We start from the raw sequence: 21,487 nt of genomic DNA on the forward strand, positions 1-21,487 counted from the left end.
GGTTGGGTTGAGAAGTTTTATTTCTCACAACCTGAGAGTAATGGGTATTTACTGTTTCTCAGCTTAGTGGGTTTACATCCCTACCTGAAAAGGATTTGGGTAACCAATTTGGAATATTTACAGTTGCCTCCTGCTTTACTCCATAACCTTAAAGAAGAAGTGGTGGCTGTAAACTAGTATACTAAAAACCGAATATGAAAAGCAGGCTGACCGTATGGTGGTAAATGTACAGGAAAGCATCACGGTGGCAATCCCAAAAATTTAAATTTTCGTCCTACCAAGTCTCAATTAAACCTGTTCAACCCTTTGCATGACCTTTATCCTTTATTTAAAAATCAACAGGATTATTTTTTTTTGGTTTATCAATGGGATTTTTAGAAAGATTGCGTTTCTTTATTACAAACAATGTGAGTTCGGTTTAAGAACCTCCGAAAAATCGGCTATTACGTCACTGCCAGGCCTTTTTTGTGGGTTGCATAAGGAGCAAAGGGTGTGGCAGTCCTGTTTAAACAGGGATTCCACAGGTTTCCTCTTCAAAAACCCCCTCTGAGCCTCGGAATTAAGTATTTATCAGGAAATTAGGTCGAACTCCCTTCAACAGCTCCAGTCAAAACCCTAAAACGACCCTGAAAACATGAACCCAAAAAGAAAGGTAAAAATTAGCCCGCCCGGCCAGATCGCCGCCGGGCCCAGATCCATCCAATCCGTAGCCCGGGCTATCTGGGAGGAAACACATGTGGGCAGAGGAGTGAAAACGCTGTTCAAAATCAATCAGCCCCAGGGTTTTGACTGCCCAAGTTGTGCCTGGCCGGACCCTGACCCAAAGAATGTATCTAAAATTGCAGAATATTGCGAAAATGGCGCCAAAGCTGTGGCCTGGGAAAGTGGTTACAAAAGAATAACACCTTCCTTCTTCGAGCAATTCAGCGTCAAGGAATTGGTAGAAAAATCGGATCATTGGCTGGAAAAGCAAGGCCGCCTGACTCAACCCATGGTCCTGGAAGAAAATGCCAGCCATTACAGCCCCATTTCCTGGGATGCTGCCTTTTCAATGATAGCGAAAAAGCTCCATGAATTGGAAAATCCTGACCAGGCTATTTTTTATACCTCCGGAAGAACTAGCAATGAAGCTGCTTTTCTTTACCAATGCTTTGTCCGCCAATTTGGGACCAATAACCTGCCCGACTGCTCCAATATGTGCCATGAAGCCTCCGGAAAGGCTTTGAGTGAAACATTGGGCATAGGCAAAGCCTCCGTTATTCTGGACGATATCCGGCATGCAGACCTGTTACTGGTATTGGGTCAGAACCCTGGCACCAATGCTCCCAGAATGCTGACTGCCATGGAACAACTCAAGAAAAATGGGGGCAAAATCATTTCGGTCAATCCCCTGCCAGAAACAGGGCTGATACAGTTTAGGAACCCCCAGAAACCCTGGGAATGGCTGGGCAAACCCACCACTTTGCATGACCTGCACCTGCAGGTAAAAGTAAATGGAGACCTGCCTCTGCTAAAAGCCATGCTAAAATTACTTTTGGAGGCCGACAAGAAAAATAAGGGCAAAATACTTGACCATGCTTTTATAGCAGAAAACACAAGTGGCCATGAGGCGCTTTTCCAACACCTGGAAGCCTGCAACTTAAATGAGCTCATCGCCGCAAGTGGACTTTCAGAAAATCAGGTCAGGGAGGCTGTGCAAATGTTGGCTGAAAATAAAAACATCATCATTGCATGGGCCATGGGAATTACCCAACACCGCAATGCCGAAAACACCATCCGGGAAATCGTCAACCTCTTGTTGTTAAAAGGGTCTATCGGCAGAAAAGGAGCCGGAACGCTGCCCGTTCGTGGTCATAGCAATGTACAAGGCGACAGGACCATGGGTATTTGGGAAAAAATGCCAGATGCATTTCTGGATAAATTGGGGAAGGCTTTTGACTTTAATCCTCCCAGGCAACACGGAGTTCATGCGGTAGGCGCTGTTCAGGCAATGGCAACAGGTCAGGCAAAAGTGTTTTTTGGCATGGGGGGCAATTTTGTTCTGGCAGCTCCCGATACCAATAAAGTATTTGAAGGAATGAGACAATGTGACCTTACAGTACATGTTTCCACCAAATTAAACCGCAGCCACCTGGTACATGGTAAAACAGCCCTGATTCTTCCCTGCCTGGGTAGAACCGAATCAGACATTACGGCAAAAGGCCCACAATTTGTAAGTACAGAAGATACTGCCGGACGTATCCGTATGTCTTCCGGCGACCTTGAGCCTGCCTCAGGAGAACTAAAAAGTGAAGTTGGTATTATTTGTGGCCTTGCCAGAGAGGTATTGGGCAGGGAAAACCCTACCGATTGGGAAGGCATGGCAGCCGATTATGACGTTATCCGGGAAAAAATCGAAGCAGTAATTCCAGGGTTTGATGATTACAATGAAAAAATCAGGGTTCCCGGAGGATTTTATTTACCCAATGGAGCCAGGGAGGGTATATTTAATACAACTGATAACAAAGCGCAATTCACGGTCAACCTCTTATCCAATAGGCAGTCCTCAAAAATTCCCTTTATTCTGATGACGGTAAGAAGCCACGACCAGTTCAATACCACCGTTTACGGTTACGACGACCGGTACAGGGGTATTCAAAACAGCAGAGAGGTGGTCATGATGCACCGGGAAGACATGAAAAATACGGGATGTCAAACCGGTGATCTGGTGAAAATCACCAGTGTTTTCGAAGGAGAAAAAAGGGTTCTGGAAGGTTTTCAAGTAGTACCTTACGATATCAGCAGGGGTTGCCTGGCGGTCTATTTTCCCGAAGGCAATGTTTTAGTGGCCCTGAACAATAAATCTGATGAAAGTCACTGTCCAGCCTCCAAATATATAGAAGTGTTTTTGGAAAAGATGAAGGCATGATGGGTAGCAGCAGTTTGGTAGTACATGGTTTGGTCGTTAAGTATGAAAAGGAGAACGCTACATCCTTTCAGGATTTGATGGCCATGGAAGAGCCCCTGCAAATCAGGTTGGAGTTTGAAAAATCGGGAATCTGGCACAAAAAAGACCTTTTGGTCACCATGCGCAGTCCTGGTGATGATTTTGATTTGGCCACAGGCTTTCTGTATTCAGAAGGGATTATCCGTAAGGAAAAGGACATTTTGCTGATGCGTTACTGCCGGCAGGTAAAAGAGGAAGAAAAAGGAAATGTATTGCTGGTCAGGCTTGCACCCAACCCGAAAATGGATTTATTGGGGCTGGATAGAAGTTTTTATACCCATTCCAGTTGTGGGGTATGCGGAAAAACAGCCATTGGTGCTGTCAAATGTAAGGCAGCAAGCCTGTCAGAGGATCCGGAATGGCAGGTAGATCCGGAGACCCTGATGTCCCTGTCCGGTAAACTTCACGAGCACCAAACAGGCTTTAAATACACAGGTGGCTTACATGCTGCGGTATTGTATGATGCTAGAGGAAAAATGGAATTGATCAGAGAAGATGTGGGCAGGCACAATGCCCTGGACAAATTAATCGGAGGCGCTTTAAGGGAAAATATCCCTGTTGATCAACGAAAATTGGTTTTACTTTCCGGAAGGGTAAGTTTTGAGATGGTTCAGAAATCAGTCACAGCAGGTATCCCTCTTTTGGTCGCCTTTGGTGCACCAACCAGCCTGGCAGTTGACCTGGCAAGAGATAAAAAGATGACTTTAATCGGTTTTTTGAAAAAAGATGGTTTTAACGTTTATACCGGTCAGGAAAGGATAAAACAGTGGGTAAAAAAATCACTGAAATAATACCCACCATTTGCAATGGAAAAATCCATTTTGAAAAGTTTATTTATCACCTGAAACAAAGGTAGGTACTGGCAGGGTCTTAAAAATACCCGATTCGGGGTATTTTTTATACATTTTCAGGCCAGGTAAAGAAAAATGTACTTCCTGCATCAAGTTTTGACTCCACCCAAATTTTACCGCCTGCTTTTTCAATTATCTTTTTGCATATGGCCAACCCTATGCCTGTTCCGGGATATTGCTTTCCGGAATGAGCGCGCTGAAATAGTCCAAATATTCTTTCCAAATGGTCCTCTGGAATGCCTACACCATTATCCGCAATCGAAAAAACCCAGTCCTCTCCTGGATTGGCCTCGGCTCTTACGGTGATGACAGGATGATTTTCAGCCTTACGGTATTTGATCGCATTTCCAATTAAATTTTCAAAAACCATCCTCAGATCCTTTCCGGAAGCGTTAATGGCAGGAAGACCACTGTGTTTGATTTCCGCATCCTGGTGTTCTCTCTTGTAGAAAGCACTCACTTCATCTACAAGTTTGGAGATGTCTACTTTTTCAGCGGTCAGTTCATCCATATTCAAACGATAATACTCCAACATGTCAGCTATCATCATTTGCATTCTTTTGACACCGTCCGAAGCATAACTTAAATATTTTAAGCCCTCCTCATTCAAGTGTTGACTGTGTTTTTTCTTTAATAGTTTCAAAAAGGAACGGATCATGCGAAGCGGTTCCTTTAAGTCATGGGAAGCCGCATAAACAAACTCTTCCGTTTCCCGGGCATAGGCATCCACCTTTTTCCGTGAAAGCTCCAACTCCTTATTTTTCTTCCTTAATTCCAAAAGATGCATCACCTGATTGGCCAGACTTTTCAATGCCCTTTCCTGTCTTTCATTTAGCCTCTTGGCTTTGCTATCCAAAACACAAAGGGTACCAAAGGCGTAACCTTCCGGATTGACTAAAGGAACTCCTGCATAAAATGTTATTTTTGGTTCACCGATCACATAAGGGTTATCTACAAATCGCTGATCCATGGAAGTATCTTCTACCTGCATCAGCTGATCTGGCAAGTTAATCGCGTGAGAACAAAAAGAATATTCCCTGGGTGTATCTTCGATATCAACCCCTATTCTTGATTTAAAAAACTGCCTGTTTTCATCAATCAAGGTGATTAGAGCTATGGGGGCATCACAAATTTCGGCCGCTATCAGCGTAAGGTCATCATAATCTTTTTCAGGTAAGCTATCCAAAATGTCATAGGTTTTTAAGGCAGCTAACCTTTGCTTTTCTTTGTCAGGTATTTTAGGTTTTTCCATGGTATACTTCAGGGTTTAAAAAAGTCATGCAATCGCAATCAAATTTAGGTTATAAATGCAAAAGGCCCAATAAATCGGGCCTTTTGATAATAAGTATGAAATTCAAACCACATGATAGGTTCCCAAAGCCATCATGACATGTTAAACCTGTGGTTATCTCCGGATACCTCGGTGAACAATCCATTTTGCAACATCCATTTTCTCAATTTGGATTTCTCTTCTTTCGTTAGTATTTGGTTGGCTTTAGTCAACTCTTTTTTTAATAAACTGTAATCAAAGCTAACTTTTTCCAAAATCATTTTGTAATAATCCAAATAAGATGTTTTCATGTGTTTATAATTGTTTTTAAGTCGCCACATGGAATCTTTGACGATTAAAATAATCATTGCCCTGTATGTTTAATGATGATTTTAATCGTGTCGATTTCATGTGTATTCATTTTGGTTTTAAAAAACTATTCTCCAGAAATCCTGATCAGGAAATATCGATGATTTTTATAGGTCTTCTTTTTGCTTCGTCGCGTTTTGGCAAAAACAGGGTGAGCATGCCCTGATTAAAACTGGCATCAATCCCTTCGGCATTAACAGTATCGGGTAGTTGGAAAGAGCGGCTGAAGGAGTGGTAGTTAAATTCCCTCAAAACGTACTGATTGCCCTCAGAATCCCGCTGCTGGTGTTGGTCCATGTTACCGCTTACAGTGATCACCTGGTTGTCCAGCTCCACTTTAATATCTTCTCTTTCCATTCCTGGCAATCCAACCTGAATCCTGTAGTCCTCATTGGTCTCGATAATGTTGACCATTGGTACATAAGCGGTATTCCAGTTTGTCTTGTTTAAACCAAGTAACTCTCTGGAGAGCATGTCTTCAAAGAATTGCGGACGCTGTTTCCTTCCGTTTTTACTGATTACATTTTCCATGGCGTGTAAGTTTTAAGTAAAACATCAAATTACTACATTCAATGGGCTACAAATTGTCGATCAAACAACAACTATTAACCATTGGTTATCAATCTTCAAAGCCCATGCCAACTCTAAATCCATCAAAAGATCCCCTTGTTGCAAAGGTCAGTTTGACAGCACCTAAATGGACTTATAAACCTGCTGTCATTAGATGGCTGACAAATTGTCAAGGCAGTTTAAATTTTGCCTTCGAGCCAGCAGCAAAAGGTGCGTCTAAATCCGGAAAACCAGGTTAAACTATTGGTAATTGGGGTTTTGGCTGATTAAATCTCTTCCCAGATCAATCTGATTTTGGGGGATAGGGAAATACTCATTTTTACCTGAAACAAAGTTTGCGCCGGATAAATGAGGTCTCCTTGTCTTTTCAACCGCAAAATATTCATTTAAAACCTTTTCGGCCACTCCCCATCGTACCAGATCAAAAAACCGATGCCCTTCATGGGCCATTTCCAGCCTTCTTTCTGTTCTTAATGCTTCCAAAGCCTGCTCCTCGTTGGCAAAGGGCTGAGAATATAGCTGAATATGGTAGTTGTCCGCTTCTGAAGTCCCTTCAAGATTCATTACCCTACTTCCCAACTGAGCCCTCTCCCTGACCCTGTTAATGTATTCCCTTCCCACTTCAAATTTTCCATTTTGAATTGCTGCTTCAGCCTTCCAAAGAAGCAGGTCAGCATATCGGATAATATAATAATTGAGGCTATTGACATAAGGCCAAATCTGTAGATGGTGTGGAGAATTGGCAGAAACCATTCGCTTTTTTGGTCCATAGGGCCCATAGGTAGACAAGTCCCTTGCCCAGGAAGCTTCATAATTGATACCCAGATCAAGGTAGGGAATTCCCGGGCGGGCCAGGGTTTGATCTATTCTTGGGTCAAAGCTTTGGTTTTCTCCGGGAACAAGGTTATCTGAGACGGGCAGTCCTTCCTCATTTGTTTTGTAGGCATTGACCAAATTTTGGCTGGGTCTTAAAAAGCCGTATTGCGGGTAAAATGGACCCCCTGGAGCCATCAGCCTGTCTCCAATAGATCCATTGTAATTATTTGGTGACCCATCATTGATGGCGTGTTGAACGGCAAAAATAATTTCAGGTCCGTTATCATTTTCCGGCAAAAAAACATCCCTGAAATTGGGCATTAATTCATATTTACCACTGTTTATGACCTCATCAGCAGCATCCTCTGCTGCAGACCAGTTTTCACGAAAGAGGTAAACTTTAGCAAGGTAAGCTTTGGCAGCCATTTTGGTGGGTCTTCCCGCTTCTGTTTGCGTATCTGGTAAAACATCATAAGCATGATTAAAATCTGCTACAATTTTATCCCAAAGTTCATCATTACTCAGGCTGGTATTGGAAACATAATAGTCTGCTGCAGTCTCCGCAGTTTCATCCACGTAAGGTATTCTGTTGTAGATTTTCTTCAGTTCAAAATAAAAATGTCCCCTCAAAAACTGCATTTCTCCCAACCTCATTTTGGCAGTTTCTGCATCCATCTCAGCGCCTTCCTGAATCAGTCGAATGGCCAGATTCGCTCTTTTAACTCCTTCATATAGGGCAATCCACTTCCTTTTTACATCTCGAATAGTGGGATTGGTCAGAAATAGCTCCATCTGATGAATTTGATTTTGGTCCCCCGTGCCTCCTCCGCCTTTATAGGCATCATCTGAAACCACATCTCCAAAATTCCAGTTGGAGGCCGGAGAATTAAATGCACTTGACGCATCATCCATTTGCCCGTTCAAAATACTGTAAGCAGAAAGAATTGCACCTTCAAGATTTTCAGGCCGGAGGATTTGATCCGGAGAAATTTCTCCTACCGGCTCCTCGTCAAGGAAAGCCTCAGAGCAGGAAGCCAATAAAAGGCCGGACAATAATCCAAAGATAATTACGGTATTTTTCATTTGATTTTTGCTTTATATCCAAGTAATAGTAATGTTCTCCGGGATTAGCCTTCCGGAAAATTCAAATTTTTTACAGATACATTAAAGGGTAAGATTCACTCCTAATGTAAAATTCCGGTTAGGCGGATAAATTCCCCTATCCACCCCTATGTCCAGGTTACGCAATTCCGAATCATAATTTTGCAAACCAATTTCCGGGTCCAAACCCTCATATCCGGTAATGGTGAACAGGTTCTGAGCCTGCAGGTAAATCCTGAATTTACTCAGGTTCAATTTTTCCAAAAGAACCTCCGGCAAGGCATAACCAATCTGCATATTTCGCAACCTAAGGAAAGAACCATCAGAGATAAAATAAGAACTGGGGCGGATGTTGTTGTTTCTGTCATTAAGGGATAACCTGGGGATGGAGGATCCTGTATTATCGGGCCGCCATGCATCCAGTACCCGCTCATGTTTGTTATAAGCGCTCAGATTGAAAAAATCAAGGTAATATCTTGTCAGGTCGTAGGTCTCGTTACCAAAACTTCCATAAAAAAAGAAGGAAGCATCAAACTGTTTGTAATTGCCGGAAAAATTCAGACCTAGCGTTAAATCAGGATGTGGGCTACCTATGAAAGTCCTGTCCTGGTTGTCTATGATCCCATCATTGTTAATGTCCTTGAACTTCAAATCACCAGGCTGGGCTTCTGACTGGGTAGCATGAGAGGCAATCTCTTCCTGACTTGAAAAAATCCCTAAGGATTCAAACCCATAAAAAGAGGCGATGGGCTGACCTACTGCAGACCTGGTCACTTCCTGGCCAAAGTTAACAGTATGTAACAAGGAGCTGGGAAGGGCAATATAATCCACCTCATCTGGCAGGGCCGTCAATTCATTCTTAAGTGCTGTAAGATTCAGGCCAACAGAATAATTGAAATCTCCTTCCGGTTTTCCAAAAAATTGAAGGTTTAATTCTACTCCTTGATTTTTCATTTCTCCGGCATTATCCCAGCTGGAAATATTGGATCCCCCCAGCATGGGGGTAAGCGGCCTCTCGATAAGCATGTCACTGGTTTTTTTGACAAAATAATCCAGGTTCAGACCCAGGCGATGATTGAAAAGCGTGGCATTTACCCCCAAATTCGTTTGGGTAGTGGTTTCCCATTTCAGGTTTGGGTTTCCATTTCTGGTTTCAGTCAAGCCCAAAGCAACACTGTTTTGGGAACCAGAAATGGGATAATTGGAGTAGTTGGGATAGCTCCTGTAACTGGAAAAAGTAGAGTAAGGTGGAATATCCTGGTTTCCGGTTTCACCCCAACCCAACCTTATTTTCAGATCGTCAACCATTGGGGAATCGAAAAATTCCTCCCCCGATATCCTCCATCCCGCAGAAAAAGCCGGGAAATTTCCCCATCGGTTATTGGCCAGTTTGGAACTGCCATCCCTTCGCATTGTCAGGGAAGCCAGGTACTTTTCAGCATAAGCATAATCCACCTTTGCCAAATAGGAAAATAAAGACCAGTCTGAAGCTGACCCGGAGTTTCGCTGATCCGCTCCATCACCGGCATCAAGATACCTGAAATTAGGATCGTCATAGGGAAAACCAAAGCGGCTGGCCGAAAAACCCTCCCGGTAAAAAGAAATGGCTTCTATGCCTGCCAGAAAGCCCACCTGATGCTGACCAAAACTACGGTTGTAATTTAATGTATTGGACCATACCCACTCGTATTGATAGTGATTAGTGGTATTGAGATCACTCAACATGCGCTGGGTATAAATTTCTTCGAAACTGGGATTAAACCTCCTGTAATTGTAATTTTCAAAATTAATACCCAAATTGGTTTTCAGATCCAGACCCTCCATCAACTCCAGATTGGCATACACATTGCCGAATATTTTCAGGTTTTTACGGACATTGTCTTTGTTTCTATACAACCTTCCTATTGGATTTTGATTATCACTGGTAGCAGATCCTGCAAAATCACCATTGATGTCATAAACCGGAGAAATGGAAGGGAAACGATAGGCATCGTACACCACACTTCCCAAAGCCGCATTGGTGGTCACATCCGTGTTCCAGGTGTAGGCAGCCGTTACATTCTCACCAATGGTCAGTCGGTCAAAAACTTTGAATTCGGAATTAAACCTTGCTGCAAAACGCTTGAAGCCAGTATACTTGATCAAACCTTCCTGATCAAAATAATTGAAAGAAAGAAAATGATTGGCATCTCCTGTGTTTTTAGAAAAATCCAGGTTGTAGGATTGTATCAAAGCCGGCCTGAATATCTCATTCACCCAATCCACATCTGCTGAGGGCACAGTCTCTGCCTGGTCAATCCAGGTAGGAATAACCGGTTCTGATCCGGAGCCATATACGTCACTAGCAGGCTGTCCCCCATCATTGGTTGTAGCCTCCCACAGTAGCTTGCCATAATCCGCTGCATTAAGCATCCGGGGAAGGTTAAAGGCGGTTTGAATTCCTGCATAGCTGTTGAAATTCATTTTGGTTTCTTCGGTACGGCCTCTTTTGGTCGTAATGATGACCACACCATTGGCAGCTCTGGATCCATAAATAGAAGCCGCAGCAGCGTCCTTTAGCACTTGAAAAGTAGCAATATCATTGGGGTTGATCATGTTGATTCCGGAAGTAGTCGGTACCCCATCGATGACATACAGGGGATCGTTGTTTCTGATCGTGCTAAATCCCCTTACCCTGATGGCTACTCCTCCTCCAGGGGCATTGTCTGACACCACATTTACTCCGGGTGCCCGGCCCTGGATCATCCCATCTATACCAGCAGCCGGGATATTGGCAATTTCTTCCATATCAATGGTAGATACCGCTCCTGTAACATCCTTCTTTTTTTGGGAGGTATAGCCGGTTACAATAAACTCATCCAGGAAAAGATCGTCTGCCTGCATTCGGATTTCCAGGTAATTTTGGTTCTCGATGGAAATTTCTCTGGGAATGAAACCTACATAGGAAACCAATATCTGGTTTTCTTCACCCGAAAGAACAAGACTGAATTTACCATCAATATCCGTAATGGTGCCTGAAGTAGATCCTTTAACGGTAATAGCTGCTCCTATCAAAGGCTGTTCAACATCGTCGTAAACAATTCCTTCGATTTTTTGCTGCGCATTTGCCATCCCGCTATACAGCAGGAACAATACGCCAAGTAAACGTAATTTTTTTTGCATGTTTGATTCAGTTGATTTTAGCTGCAAAAATCAAAAATGAATCATCAACAATAGTATAATCCTGATTATGGATTTGTCAACATTTGGGAAGAATAACAACGAGCTATTAATAAAAAAATAACCGAACCTTAAGACCAGCCTGACTGATGCGTAGTTGGTGGATTTTTGATGCGAATAATACTGTTGATTTATTCTTTTGCCTTTTCTGCAGCAAATCTGAATGGGGGCGTTTCCGTAAAATCCGTACTGAGCATGGTGGGAGCCCAATACTTTTCCACATGCTCCACCACCAAATCAGTACCCTTGAAATGGTCCACATAAGGGGGCATTTCCGGATTGTACATGGTATCGGTCATATCCCTCATCAGCACGACATTCTTGTTCAGATTGGCCATTTGACGAATAGCAAAAGGCCTGCCCAACACGCACATGTTTAAATGTACCCCCATGACGACGATATTTTCTATTTCCCGGGATTGAATGATATTGAAGATTTCCTGTCCCTGATCGGAAATAAAATCCATTGCTGCAATTTCAATCTCAGGCGTTTGCCGGGACCAGGCCTCTCGTTCAATACAGGGTTCACCGTTGGAACAGGGCTGATCACAACCCCCGTCACTGTCATCTATTGGTAAAGCTTCTTCCTGATCAGGATCCAGGTAGCACCAATCGTTAATGGGAAAAGCCTCGGGAGCCGCATGGTGGGCAACCGCCATGGCCGCCTTCCGTTGAGGTGTATCCGTGTAAAAATCCATGGTTCCACTGGGGGCATGTATGATGGTCACCTCCTTTTCCCTGGCTGCTTTGATGGTTTCATTCATTTTAGGGGCCAGCTCAGCCACTCTTCGGGTAGCACTTTCACACCAGTGCTCATCCCACATGTCCGTGATAATAAAAGCCGTTTTTGAAAGATCCCAGGACTCCCGAAATTCCCTGGATTCCCAGGCCATATTCTCGTTATTGATTCGGACCTGTTTTCTCAAGTTAACCTGAATCAGCTCGGCCTTTTGTGAAGCTTCTTCATTGGCTGTATTTCGATCCCGCTGCTGGCAGGCGGGAAACAAAACCAGCACAAATAGTGTACATGTGATATAGTTCATCTTACCGGATTTTTCGGTAAGATACTTTAATTTTCTAATGTTTTAAAATACAATATAATGGAATCAATGTCATTTTCAGATAACACACCCAAAAAAGAAGGCATCTCCCCTTCCCTGCCCTTCACCACTTTGGCACCCGGGTCGATGATAGATTCCTTTAGGTAGGCCTCATCGGCTTTGGCAATACTGCCATCTTTGAATTCCCGCTCTGTTCCATAAAGGCCTTTCACTCCAGGACCTATCTTCCCTTCATTATTATCGTCTATGGCATGGCAGGCAATGCAGCCATAATTCATAAAAAGTTCTTTGCCTTTGACGGCATCCGGAGCTGCTTCATTATTTTCGGCTAGCATAGCCGGATCGAATTCCTTATTGAGGTCTTCCTGATTTATATTGCTAAACCCTTCTGCCAATAAATTGGGCATCAGCACCTCATTGACTGTCATCCACACTTTATCTGACCAGGAAGTACCCTTTGCGGTGGTCAAATCATAGGCAATTTCCATTTGCATCACTTTGGATATGTTGGGAACTGATAGAAAAACTGCTTTTTTATCATCCGATAAAAAAGCTTCTAAAACCGGAAGGTTTTCTTCACCTACAGAACCGTCCAACTTGTAATGTCCGGAACCATACTTTTCTGTCCGGAGATAATTCCATCTTTTAACCTGATAATTGGCCAAATCAGTAGCCACCTCTTCATCCAATTCCTCCTCAAACCTCAAAACCACTCCCCCATCCCTGATTTTATAATCTGTGGGCAGCAAACTTTCCTTTCCGGTATACCTGAGCCGTAAAAAAGCACTTAATGTTTCTGAATTATGGCCCCACAAGGAAAACCCCGTGATGTAGACCATACCATCTTCCGGATTGACTGCTCCATTCATGGTTGGTGCAGGATAGATACCTGGAATTACGGAAGCCCCTCCCTGAACCACCTGGCTGGCACTGTCAATTTTTATCAAAAACAGACCTGGCCTGCCATAGGAAAGGTGGATCATTTGGTCATTAAGAGGACCCATTTGATCGCTGGTTACCCAAACCTGACTTACTCCCGAACGGTCCTGGTTATGGGGAATCCAGGTAATGGGTGGGGTAACTTCCGGGATAGGATCACGGTGGGCAGTCGCCGGCACACCGAAATAATCGTCCTTCCTAATCAACATCACTGGAGTGGATGGCATGTAATGCCCCTGTTGATCAGAGCCGGTCAGCCAGCCCTTTTCCGGATGAATTCCCAGATAGGGTCCCCTGAAACCACTTGCAAAGGTACTGATGCTGCGGCCGTCAGCCGAAATCTTCAAGACAGACCCATCGTGGTGGGAGGCAGATCTGAACCCCATCAGGGACTTGGGTGAGGAAGTTTCCGGGCCCATGTCCAGTGCCCCAAATTTAGCCACATAAAATCCACCCTCAGGGGCAGCCACCATGTCACTGGCCCATTCCCTGGTTTCTATGGATTGCGCCATCAGATTGGAAAAGTTTTCGTAAAAGTCAGCGACACCATCATCATTCAGGTCATGAAGGCGGGTAATGCCGTCTTTTCCGTAAACATAAATGTCCCCATCTACCACTTCTATGCTCTGGGGCTCATACAGTCCTGATGCATACCGGGTCCAGGAAAGCCTCTCCAACCCAGCATCTATGCCATCTACCATCCAGACATCTCCTTCAAACGTAACCATGGCTGCCTTTTCACCTCCCATAAAACTCAAGTCCACCAGCCGGACATTTCTTTTCCAGGGATTGGGAACAGGTAAAGTAAGTTGGTCCGTGACAAAAGCAGCCGTATCAGGCGAAACCTTGCCCTGTGTAAGGATTTCTTCGGTCCAATAGGGCTTGCCACCCTGACTTGCTTCAGGAATATCCACCTCAAATTCCTGCCCCGCACTTTCAAAATCGGGAACATCTGATGCCTGACCCTTCCAGATCAATAATCCGAATTGTAGCTCCTCTTGTCTGGCGTCCACTTCTACCAGCAGGTACCGGTCATCTTCCACTAGTAGTTTTACTCCGCCGGAGGCCGCAGACAATGCCAAAGCGGTGACATGCTCTTCGGATTCTCCCTGATAAACCAAAACCATGTCATCTTTTACTTCAGTTCGGGTGCCATTGCTTACCTCGGCCGCGGATAGGTATAATTTTTCTGCGGATGGAGCTACAGCAAAAGATCTGGTAAAAAAGCTATTCTCTTCCCGGACTAGGCTGCCCGGATATTCCTTGATTTCAATACCAGCTACCTGGTAGGACAATACCACCTTATCCTCCAGTGTGTAAATCCCATTCCACCTGCCCAGCTCCGGAGAAATTGGTCCCCAGGGAGGGCTTTGGGGATGGGGCGAAGGCCTTCTGGGATCGGCATGCACAGGATTTCCCGCAGACCATCCCGGATAGGTTCCGGTTGCAATTTTCGGATCCCCTCCTATGGTAGGAAGTTGATTGCCCTTATTGTGAAAATCATCGTAGGATACCTGGGCCATGGTCACCATGGGCATAAAATCTCCCGTCCAGGCGACTGTCCAGCGCAACATATCCGTATCAAAGCAGGCATAGGCCTCATTTCCCAACTGCAAGGCCAGTACCCTGGCAGAAATATTGTTTTCCGGAAAACCTTCACCCAACGCTCTGGCATCCATTGAGGTGGCAATAAAAGGAAACCCAGGCTCCACAAATCCGGCAAATTCCTCCTTTTCAAAGTCCACTTCAGTAATTTTGATTTCCTCTTTTCCACAGGATGAAAGGAATGCAAATAAGATCAGGGTGTTAACTGTGGCTTTAATTTTAAAATGCCCGAAGATCTTTTGCAGCGCCTCGTTCAATCGGAAGGAATTTGTCATTGCTATTGTCATTGAATTTATTGAAGGCACAAAATACGGGCAAAAGATGTAAGTACAAAACTAAATAAGATCAAATCAGATAACGCTGTTTGAGCAGGTTCATCATGTACACATTGATGTCCCATTGGTTGGCAACAGGCATCTGTGTGTAGGCAAGGGCGGGCATATAGGGAAAGGGGCCGAATTCCGTGGTAATTCTCAGGGTACCTCCCTTCTTTCGGTGCCTTTGGACCACCCGGTCCCACCATTCCAGGTGGGCCTGCAAAGCTACGGACCATTCCGGAGCCCTTGGGTCACTGACCTGGGGACCTTCCGGATGCCCTACCCTGCTGTGGATATGGTCTGTACGGGTAATGGCCAGCTCAACGGCCTCCCTTTGATCCTCCAAAAGTGATTCGTGCACATTGCACCAGTGAGAAATATCCAGGCATATCCTGAGCTCAGGGAGCCGTTGAAAATACATTTGTGCAATCGGAGCTGCGTACAGGCATTTGCCCCTGTGTGTTTCATGGGTGATGGGAATGCCGGATTGAGCCGATAATTCTGCGGCAAGCTCAAAATGACGTGCATTGGCTTCAAAATCAAAAAAATCCTTTCCCGTCTGGCTGTTGATCAGCACAGGATCAGCAGCGATCAAATGCCTGAGATACCGCTCATAATTTTGAAGATTTTCCAGGGGATCAGCTTCAAAGGACTGGTAGTATTGACCTATCAGTTCCAGCTGGTGGTCTTTCAGAATATCAAGCACCTTGTCCTTTTCAGGCTTCTCCTGAGGCAGTTCCATTTCTATCCCATCATATCCCGCCTCTTTGACATTTTCGCAAAAGGCAGCGAAGGGAAGGACATTGCCCCAAAGGGGCGCATAGAATTTGATTGGCATGGCGGGTCTGTTTATTTAAGCATTATTGCATCAGGATTTAATCTCTTAAATTACAGTGAAAAAACAAACAGTAAGGAACATTATTTGAAGGCTATGTTTGGATTTCCTAATCCACATTGTAAGCAGCGGATCAATGCCTCATCTTGTATTATTTGCTTGCCTTAGGCCAATCAAGGAATGGACTATATTCCTATTGAGAAAATATTAAAAAAGGACCCCGGAAAAATCCGGGGCTTAGGTTTCATTCAAATCATTGGGTTTGAGGAACACGGTATCCCATAAAATATTTATTACCACTTTCTTTTTTCTTTTTAAGATAGCTTTCATAGTATTCGGTGGTCATTAAATTCACCTGGTAAAAGTGTTTACCATAATTAACCGCATTCTTTTCGAGCTTACTCACAAACATCTGATCAAAATCAGAGGGAGAATAATTATTCAATTCGGTATTGCTTATCCTTTTCCCGTCTATCCATACACCAAACATATCAGGGTCCTTCCAGGATTCAATTTGGTCCTGGCTAGGAGTGGATTTCGGCAGCGGTCCCGGCGCCAGCCTGAATACTACCAGTTGTTTTTCTTGTTGCTCTTTGCTCATTAAAAAGTATAAGCTCTCCAATTTATTCCTTTTTTGCTCAGTCAATTTGTAGAAAGCCGGCCGACCTTTATCATTCATTATGCTGCTTACAATGTCATCAAATTCGGAGAGCTGCTCCTCGGTTATGCCATCTTTTGTAGATTGAACCTCAATTTTTTTCGATTCTTCAATGATGTTCGTTTCTTGTGCATTGATTTTTGTGCTAAATAAAAGCAATGAAATTCCCAAAATTGGAACAACCGCTAGTTGCTTGCACAGGGCATTCCTGAAAGATTTTGTTTTCGTCATCATGAGCAATCTTTGTTTAGTGATGGAATATTTGAACTGACTGGTGATAAATGAACTCCTTTGCTGACATACTATTTCAAGCAGTAGTCGTTGGTATGCGCTGACATCATTATTTACACCGATTACCGCTTCATCGGCCAAAAATTCGTGGTTTAGCAATAAGGCTTTTCTGTAAATGAAAAGCATGGGATTGAACCAGAATAAAACCTGAACGATTTCAAAAAATATAATATCCCATGAATGTTTTTGTTTGACATGAGCAAATTCATGCAATAGTATTTCCTTTTGTATATTTCCTTTGAGGTAATCGTCTGCATGAACGAATATATAGTTTAAAAAACTATGCGGCGTCACATATTGGTCAATGAGAACAATTTCGGAATTTTTATATTTAATTATGGTATTTCTCCACGCCCTTTGCAAAAGGATTTTCAGATTCACAGCAAACCTTAAAAATAACAATACTGCAATGAATACATAAACTGTCAAATAAATAATTGGCTGATAATTATTTGTTACATCAATAGTTTGTTCAGAAACCCCATTATCAAGAATAAATACTGTCTCCGTGGCCATACTTCCTGCAAAAGGAAGATGTTGTGTGCCCTGGTTAAAAGTAAAAAAGGGCACAAGTATGGAAAATGCCAGGCTGCCCAATAAGTAGGCCCTATTGAATCGATGCATTTTTTCTTTTTCCAACAATGCTTTGTAAACCAATATCAATAAGGCAGAACATAAAATTATCTTAATAAGGTAAATTATCATTTTTGCTTCCGTTTAATTTCTTTGTCTACAATCGTTTTCAAATCCTTTAATTCTAAAATGATGAGATTCGTTGCAGTGGTGAAAAATGAGGCAAACTGGAAAAGTGAATTGTCATAGTAGTTTTTAATCAATCTATTTACATGGCTGGAAAAATAATTCTCTTTATTGACCAAGGGGTAATATTCCCTGGAGTTGCCAATAGTGTTATCGGCGATATAACCTTTTTCCTGCATCCTTTTGAATAAGGTTGCGATAGTGGTTATCGCAGGTTTTGAATGAGGATATTTATTAAAAATGTCCTTCATGAAACCCCTTTGATGTTTCCAAATAATTACCATGAGTTTTTATTCTATTTTAGACAAGGGCACCCCTCTATGTTTTAATAACATGCTCTACAAATGTAGAGTAAATTTTTAAACTAACAAATCATATCGTAAAAAATATCAAAAAAAGGTAGTTGATTTAACGTAGGGATGATTGATGGATACCTATACCTCAATATCCACATTTTCGCAAAGCTGGTAGGATTGCTTTTGAAGCTAATCTATCTAAAATTAATTATTAGTGACATCAGTCTCCATCTGTTAAACTTTTTGAGGTTTTAACGCCGAAATTCACTTAATCCGCTCAAGCTTCCCTTTTCGTTTGATCAGGTTTTTGTAATCCCATTGAATTTTTCTTGATTTTTCGAGCCAGCGTTTCAGTTCTTTTGGATTAATTTCAGAAGGCGAATTAAAAAAAACCGAGGCATCCTTAAATTTTTTCCCCCTGACATTTAATCCCTGTTCTTCAAAATCGGCTCCACTCCAAAACATCAGACGGATCCCGGGTTTTTGTTTGCTATACCCCACAATCGGATTCCCATCCAAAAACCAAACGGGATGCGCATGCCAGATTTTATTTTCTGCCTCAGGTAGATTCCGGCAGATTTCATGGGCTAAAGATTCGCAAATTTCCTTGCACTGAACGTCTTGCTTTTCATGATAAGCTTGGATTTTTTCATCGAGGTCCATGATTTGTTCACGTAAATTTTTCCAATCGAATATTAAAGATTGTCCGAAGCTCAACCCTGCATTATTTCTCCGCAAGGGTAAGCATCCACCGTACTCCGAATTTGTCGATGACCATGGCAAACAAATCACCCCAAAATTGTTTTTCCAATTTCTGAAGTATTTTTCCACCAGCTGACAGAGCATTATACAACTTGTTGATTTCTTCTTCAGACGCACAATCAAGGCTTAATTGGACAGCATTGCCTTGGTTTAATTCTCCCTGCCCGCACATGTCCGAGGCCATTAGATGGAAATCTCCATTATTCAAGCTGGAATGTAAAATCTGCTGGTGGATTTCTGCCGGGAAATGTTCTTTGGAAGGCGATTCACCGATGGGCATGATTTCCAGTTCTCCTCCGAAAATTCCTTGATAATATTGCATGGCATCTTTGCAGTTGTCTCCAAAATGAAGATAGGGTTGAATTGAATTTTTCATAGTTTGGGTTGATAAATATTAATTTTTATGACCGGCTTAATTATTTTTTTTATCATCGGAAATCATTCCTGTAAAACATTCACAGAATGAATCATACAAGATAAAAATCTTTTCAATCGTATTATGTCAGGAACGTCGAGAATCTCATTGCTATTCATTTCGTACACTTCGTTTACAAAATGCCAATCAAGTTCTTTATTTGGATCCTAAATATTTACACCTAACATATGAAGAAAGACCTTCACCATTTACTTGTGCTATTTTTTTAAAAATTTGTATCTCAAGCGGAGCACCTTGCAGGGAAATTCCAGGGTATCAATGAAAAACAAGGGCATTTCCAAACCAGCCGGGAAATACGGTTTACCACCACCCAAAACTACAGGATGCACATACATCCAAAACTCATCTACCAAGCCCAATCTGATAAAGGCTTCAGCAAGATTCCCTCCACCTATTTCTATCTTATTTCCCTCCTGCTCTTTTAGCTGTTGGATTTCCTCCGGAATTAGCTCTCTGACAAGCTTCGAATTCCAGGAGGTGGTTTTGAGTGTTTTTGAATAAACCAACTTGGGGACCTGTTTCCAAATTCCAGCAAATTCCTTTTCAACGTCCGATGCAGAACCGTCTTCCTTTACACTTGGCCAATAAGACGCCATGTTGTCATAAAGTCTCCTCCCATAGATGGAAGTGTCTATTTCTCCTGATAAGTACAGGTCATTGAAATGCTTATGTAATTCTACTCCGGGCGCAGACCAACTAAGGCTTCCATTGGGCCCCTCGATATAGCCATCCAATGATACCATTTGTGCATAAATAATCTTTCTCATAGTAATGATCTTCAAATCGCCGGGAAATTGTTCAATTTATTGTTCACAATAGTTTTTAAGCCTGTACAGGAACATTGCCCAGTGGTAATTGCACCACTTGTAGTAATCGGTTTTTTCCCTCCATCCCGCATGTTCAAGGCGGATTTCTGTAAAGTCCGGTTCGTTGCTGATCAAAAATGTCACCGTCGTTCCGGTCCATTCTTCATCTGATTCAATACAAAGCCAACTGATTTTTTGATTTTTTTCAAGCCCTGTTATTTTCATTTTTGTCAAATAACTTTCCCCAAAATCAAATTCATTGATAAAATTCAGTTCAGGTTTGACTTTCAGGTTTTTGGTCCAAATTTCAGAAAGGCCCTTTTCTATTATCAAGGTCTGGTAAACCTTACTTGCAGGCGCTTTGATTTTATTGAGTAGGGAAATGCTATGAAAACCGGCTAGCTGCGTACCTACTGACCACATATTCCCAGCAAAATCCTTGAAAGTAGCCCGCCTGTCCGGATCGCCTTCCTGGTCTTTGGGAGCTTCTACGACTTCGCAACCAGCCTCTATGGCTTTTTGAAATGTTTCATCGACTTTTGGTACATATACATGCATAACTATTTTAATCGGAGGATATTTTTCCGATGCATTGCCAAGTATAATAACCGAATCATCGATTATCATTTCGGCATGCATGATAGATCCATCCGGCATCCTGTAAACCCTGAGTTCTTTGGCATCAAAAATCTGTTTCATTAAATCCATAAAACGGTCTGCCCCATCTACAATAAAGTAGGGGGACACGGAATTGTAGCCCTTTGGCTTAAAATTAGTTTTTATCATGCTTTTTGTCTTTAAATTTTAATCCTTCGGCTGCCAACGCATTGTGTAAAGCGGGAAGAGAGGCTTTGCCCATTCCGTGTAGCTGTAATATTTCATTCTCTGTGTAGGAAGATAGTTTCTGAATGGTATCTATACCATGATGGAGTAAGGTATTTCTTGCAGGATTACTTAACATGGCTAAAAACCCTGAAGCAGGCGCCTTCAGCTTCTCACATGTCGGACAGGTAGGACAGTCACTGCTCTTATAGAATGTGTGACCGAACTTGCAAGTTCTTCTTGTTTTTTGTGATTTCATATTTTAGTTGTCATTCCTTTACCTAAAATTAGTACGTTTTAACCTGTCGACTAAAATGTTTAATACAAAATAATGTTTGGCTCGGATTTACCTATGGAAATCTTCATTTCTATATTACCTAAAAATAACGGTTTCTTATAAACAATGCAATGGGGAATGTTCACAATATTAGGGGCAATTGCGACAGGTTGTTAGCCGTGGAAGCATTGGGAGTTAAAGCGTCTGCTTCGAATGATAATAAAAACCACCAATCTGAAAACTAAAAAGCTTATAGATTTTTTAAACCACTTAATTACATAGGAGTTCACACAGCAAACGTTACTTCGAAATACACCCTTTCAAACAATACTTGGTTTCGCCGAAAAAAAGCTATTTGACCTATGCGGTTAATATTGAAAGCTTTGAAAAGCTCAGGGAATGAAATTCAACCATTAAAAATCAGGAGATAATTTTATTATT

Annotated in this window: 18 protein-coding genes; 3 read left to right on the forward strand and 15 right to left on the reverse strand. The window is 42.5% G+C overall.

Going from position 1 to position 21,487, the window contains the following annotated elements; all coding sequences use genetic code 11:
• Nucleotides 1-634: 634 nt before the first annotated feature.
• A complete protein-coding gene (locus G9Q97_RS05455) occupies nucleotides 635-2,908 on the forward strand; it encodes an FdhF/YdeP family oxidoreductase (protein WP_166143924.1) in 2,274 nt (757 codons plus the stop codon).
• Entirely contained in the window at nucleotides 2,905-3,777 is an 873-nt protein-coding gene (fdhD, locus tag G9Q97_RS05460) for a formate dehydrogenase accessory sulfurtransferase FdhD (RefSeq protein ID WP_166143926.1), read from the forward strand. Before G9Q97_RS05455 ends, fdhD begins: the two co-directional genes overlap by 4 nt.
• 106 nt (nucleotides 3,778-3,883) lie before the next feature.
• On the opposite strand, the gene G9Q97_RS05465 is transcribed toward fdhD, so the two are convergent.
• The 3 genes from G9Q97_RS05465 to G9Q97_RS05475 all read right to left on the reverse strand — a co-directional run bounded on the left by G9Q97_RS05465 (nucleotide 3,884) and on the right by G9Q97_RS05475 (nucleotide 6,007).
• Entirely contained in the window at nucleotides 3,884-5,089 is a 1,206-nt protein-coding gene (locus G9Q97_RS05465; RefSeq protein WP_166143928.1) for a sensor histidine kinase, read from the reverse strand.
• A gap of 131 nt (nucleotides 5,090-5,220) precedes the next feature.
• Nucleotides 5,221-5,418 carry a hypothetical protein gene (locus tag G9Q97_RS05470; protein ID WP_166143930.1) on the reverse strand — a complete coding sequence of 66 codons (198 nt, stop codon included), beginning with the start codon at nucleotides 5,416-5,418 and terminating at the stop codon, nucleotides 5,221-5,223.
• Nucleotides 5,419-5,563: 145 nt separating this feature from the next.
• Nucleotides 5,564-6,007, reverse strand: coding sequence for an Hsp20/alpha crystallin family protein (locus tag G9Q97_RS05475; RefSeq protein ID WP_166143933.1), 444 nt, complete (start codon nucleotides 6,005-6,007; stop codon nucleotides 5,564-5,566).
• A 41-nt stretch (nucleotides 6,008-6,048) separates the two neighbouring features.
• Between G9Q97_RS05475 and G9Q97_RS05480 the strand changes: the two genes are divergently transcribed.
• Nucleotides 6,049-6,285 carry a hypothetical protein gene (locus G9Q97_RS05480; RefSeq protein WP_166143935.1) on the forward strand — a complete coding sequence of 79 codons (237 nt, stop codon included), beginning with the start codon at nucleotides 6,049-6,051 and terminating at the stop codon, nucleotides 6,283-6,285.
• Between the two features lies 1 nt (nucleotide 6,286).
• Here the strand turns inward: G9Q97_RS05480 and G9Q97_RS05485 are convergent, their stop codons facing one another.
• The 12 genes from G9Q97_RS05485 to G9Q97_RS05540 form a co-directional block, all read right to left on the reverse strand.
• On the reverse strand, nucleotides 6,287-7,945 hold the full coding sequence (locus G9Q97_RS05485) for a RagB/SusD family nutrient uptake outer membrane protein (protein ID WP_166143937.1): 1,659 nt from the start codon (nucleotides 7,943-7,945) through the stop codon (nucleotides 6,287-6,289).
• Between the two features lie 81 nt (nucleotides 7,946-8,026).
• The gene (locus G9Q97_RS05490) at nucleotides 8,027-11,125 is read right to left on the reverse strand and encodes a SusC/RagA family TonB-linked outer membrane protein (RefSeq protein WP_222851926.1); all 3,099 of its coding nucleotides are present in this window, start codon (nucleotides 11,123-11,125) and stop codon (nucleotides 8,027-8,029) included.
• 188 nt (nucleotides 11,126-11,313) lie between these two features.
• Nucleotides 11,314-12,225: an isochorismatase family protein gene (locus G9Q97_RS05495; protein WP_166143939.1), complete on the reverse strand. Its 912-nt coding sequence runs from the start codon at nucleotides 12,223-12,225 to the stop codon at nucleotides 11,314-11,316.
• 26 nt (nucleotides 12,226-12,251) lie between these two features.
• The gene (locus G9Q97_RS05500; protein WP_246255444.1) at nucleotides 12,252-15,062 is read right to left on the reverse strand and encodes a DUF6797 domain-containing protein; all 2,811 of its coding nucleotides are present in this window, start codon (nucleotides 15,060-15,062) and stop codon (nucleotides 12,252-12,254) included.
• 70 nt (nucleotides 15,063-15,132) lie between these two features.
• Nucleotides 15,133-15,942 (reverse strand): sugar phosphate isomerase/epimerase family protein, encoded by an 810-nt coding sequence (locus G9Q97_RS05505; protein ID WP_166143943.1) that lies wholly within the window; start codon nucleotides 15,940-15,942, stop codon nucleotides 15,133-15,135.
• A 250-nt stretch (nucleotides 15,943-16,192) separates the two neighbouring features.
• The gene (locus G9Q97_RS05510) at nucleotides 16,193-17,593 is read right to left on the reverse strand and encodes a M56 family metallopeptidase (RefSeq protein ID WP_166143945.1); all 1,401 of its coding nucleotides are present in this window, start codon (nucleotides 17,591-17,593) and stop codon (nucleotides 16,193-16,195) included.
• Nucleotides 17,590-17,931 (reverse strand): BlaI/MecI/CopY family transcriptional regulator, encoded by a 342-nt coding sequence (locus tag G9Q97_RS05515; protein ID WP_166143947.1) that lies wholly within the window; start codon nucleotides 17,929-17,931, stop codon nucleotides 17,590-17,592. Before G9Q97_RS05515 ends, G9Q97_RS05510 begins: the two co-directional genes overlap by 4 nt.
• Nucleotides 17,932-18,207: 276 nt before the next feature.
• Nucleotides 18,208-18,606, reverse strand: a complete 399-nt coding sequence (locus G9Q97_RS05520) for a DUF1801 domain-containing protein (protein WP_166143949.1) — start codon at nucleotides 18,604-18,606, stop codon at nucleotides 18,208-18,210.
• 61 nt (nucleotides 18,607-18,667) lie between these two features.
• Nucleotides 18,668-19,081, reverse strand: coding sequence for a VOC family protein (locus tag G9Q97_RS05525; RefSeq protein ID WP_166143951.1), 414 nt, complete (start codon nucleotides 19,079-19,081; stop codon nucleotides 18,668-18,670).
• Between the two features lie 257 nt (nucleotides 19,082-19,338).
• Nucleotides 19,339-19,908, reverse strand: a complete 570-nt coding sequence (locus tag G9Q97_RS05530; protein WP_166143953.1) for a dihydrofolate reductase family protein — start codon at nucleotides 19,906-19,908, stop codon at nucleotides 19,339-19,341.
• A gap of 36 nt (nucleotides 19,909-19,944) precedes the next feature.
• A complete protein-coding gene (locus tag G9Q97_RS24950; RefSeq protein ID WP_246255445.1) occupies nucleotides 19,945-20,733 on the reverse strand; it encodes an SRPBCC domain-containing protein in 789 nt (262 codons plus the stop codon).
• Nucleotides 20,720-21,028: an RNA polymerase alpha subunit C-terminal domain-containing protein gene (locus G9Q97_RS05540; RefSeq protein WP_166143955.1), complete on the reverse strand. Its 309-nt coding sequence runs from the start codon at nucleotides 21,026-21,028 to the stop codon at nucleotides 20,720-20,722. The genes G9Q97_RS24950 and G9Q97_RS05540 overlap by 14 nt, the downstream gene beginning before the upstream one ends.
• Nucleotides 21,029-21,487 lie beyond the last annotated feature (459 nt).

The organism is Cyclobacterium plantarum (assembly GCF_011290685.1).
GTDB classification, from domain to species: domain Bacteria; phylum Bacteroidota; class Bacteroidia; order Cytophagales; family Cyclobacteriaceae; genus Cyclobacterium; species Cyclobacterium plantarum.

What these genes read in the sequence shown, in the direction of transcription:
- G9Q97_RS05470 (WP_166143930.1), bottom strand. Translation starts at nt 5,418, where the DNA reads ATGAAAACATCTTATTTGGATTATTACAAAATGATTTTGGAAAAAGTT.
- G9Q97_RS05475 (WP_166143933.1), bottom strand. Translation starts at nt 6,007, where the DNA reads ATGGAAAATGTAATCAGTAAAAACGGAAGGAAACAGCGTCCGCAATTC.
- G9Q97_RS05530 (WP_166143953.1), bottom strand. Translation starts at nt 19,908, where the DNA reads ATGAGAAAGATTATTTATGCACAAATGGTATCATTGGATGGCTATATC.
- G9Q97_RS05480 (WP_166143935.1), top strand. Translation starts at nt 6,049, where the DNA reads ATGGGCTACAAATTGTCGATCAAACAACAACTATTAACCATTGGTTAT.
- G9Q97_RS05520 (WP_166143949.1), bottom strand. Translation starts at nt 18,606, where the DNA reads ATGGACCTCGATGAAAAAATCCAAGCTTATCATGAAAAGCAAGACGTT.
- fdhD (WP_166143926.1), top strand. Translation starts at nt 2,905, where the DNA reads ATGATGGGTAGCAGCAGTTTGGTAGTACATGGTTTGGTCGTTAAGTAT.
- G9Q97_RS05505 (WP_166143943.1), bottom strand. Translation starts at nt 15,942, where the DNA reads ATGCCAATCAAATTCTATGCGCCCCTTTGGGGCAATGTCCTTCCCTTC.
- G9Q97_RS05455 (WP_166143924.1), top strand. Translation starts at nt 635, where the DNA reads ATGAACCCAAAAAGAAAGGTAAAAATTAGCCCGCCCGGCCAGATCGCC.
- G9Q97_RS05485 (WP_166143937.1), bottom strand. Translation starts at nt 7,945, where the DNA reads ATGAAAAATACCGTAATTATCTTTGGATTATTGTCCGGCCTTTTATTG.
- G9Q97_RS05515 (WP_166143947.1), bottom strand. Translation starts at nt 17,931, where the DNA reads ATGGTAATTATTTGGAAACATCAAAGGGGTTTCATGAAGGACATTTTT.
- G9Q97_RS05510 (WP_166143945.1), bottom strand. Translation starts at nt 17,593, where the DNA reads ATGATAATTTACCTTATTAAGATAATTTTATGTTCTGCCTTATTGATA.
- G9Q97_RS05525 (WP_166143951.1), bottom strand. Translation starts at nt 19,081, where the DNA reads ATGAAAAATTCAATTCAACCCTATCTTCATTTTGGAGACAACTGCAAA.
- G9Q97_RS24950 (WP_246255445.1), bottom strand. Translation starts at nt 20,733, where the DNA reads ATGATAAAAACTAATTTTAAGCCAAAGGGCTACAATTCCGTGTCCCCC.
- G9Q97_RS05500 (WP_246255444.1), bottom strand. Translation starts at nt 15,062, where the DNA reads ATGACAAATTCCTTCCGATTGAACGAGGCGCTGCAAAAGATCTTCGGG.
- G9Q97_RS05495 (WP_166143939.1), bottom strand. Translation starts at nt 12,225, where the DNA reads ATGAACTATATCACATGTACACTATTTGTGCTGGTTTTGTTTCCCGCC.
- G9Q97_RS05540 (WP_166143955.1), bottom strand. Translation starts at nt 21,028, where the DNA reads ATGAAATCACAAAAAACAAGAAGAACTTGCAAGTTCGGTCACACATTC.
- G9Q97_RS05465 (WP_166143928.1), bottom strand. Translation starts at nt 5,089, where the DNA reads ATGGAAAAACCTAAAATACCTGACAAAGAAAAGCAAAGGTTAGCTGCC.
- G9Q97_RS05490 (WP_222851926.1), bottom strand. Translation starts at nt 11,125, where the DNA reads ATGCAAAAAAAATTACGTTTACTTGGCGTATTGTTCCTGCTGTATAGC.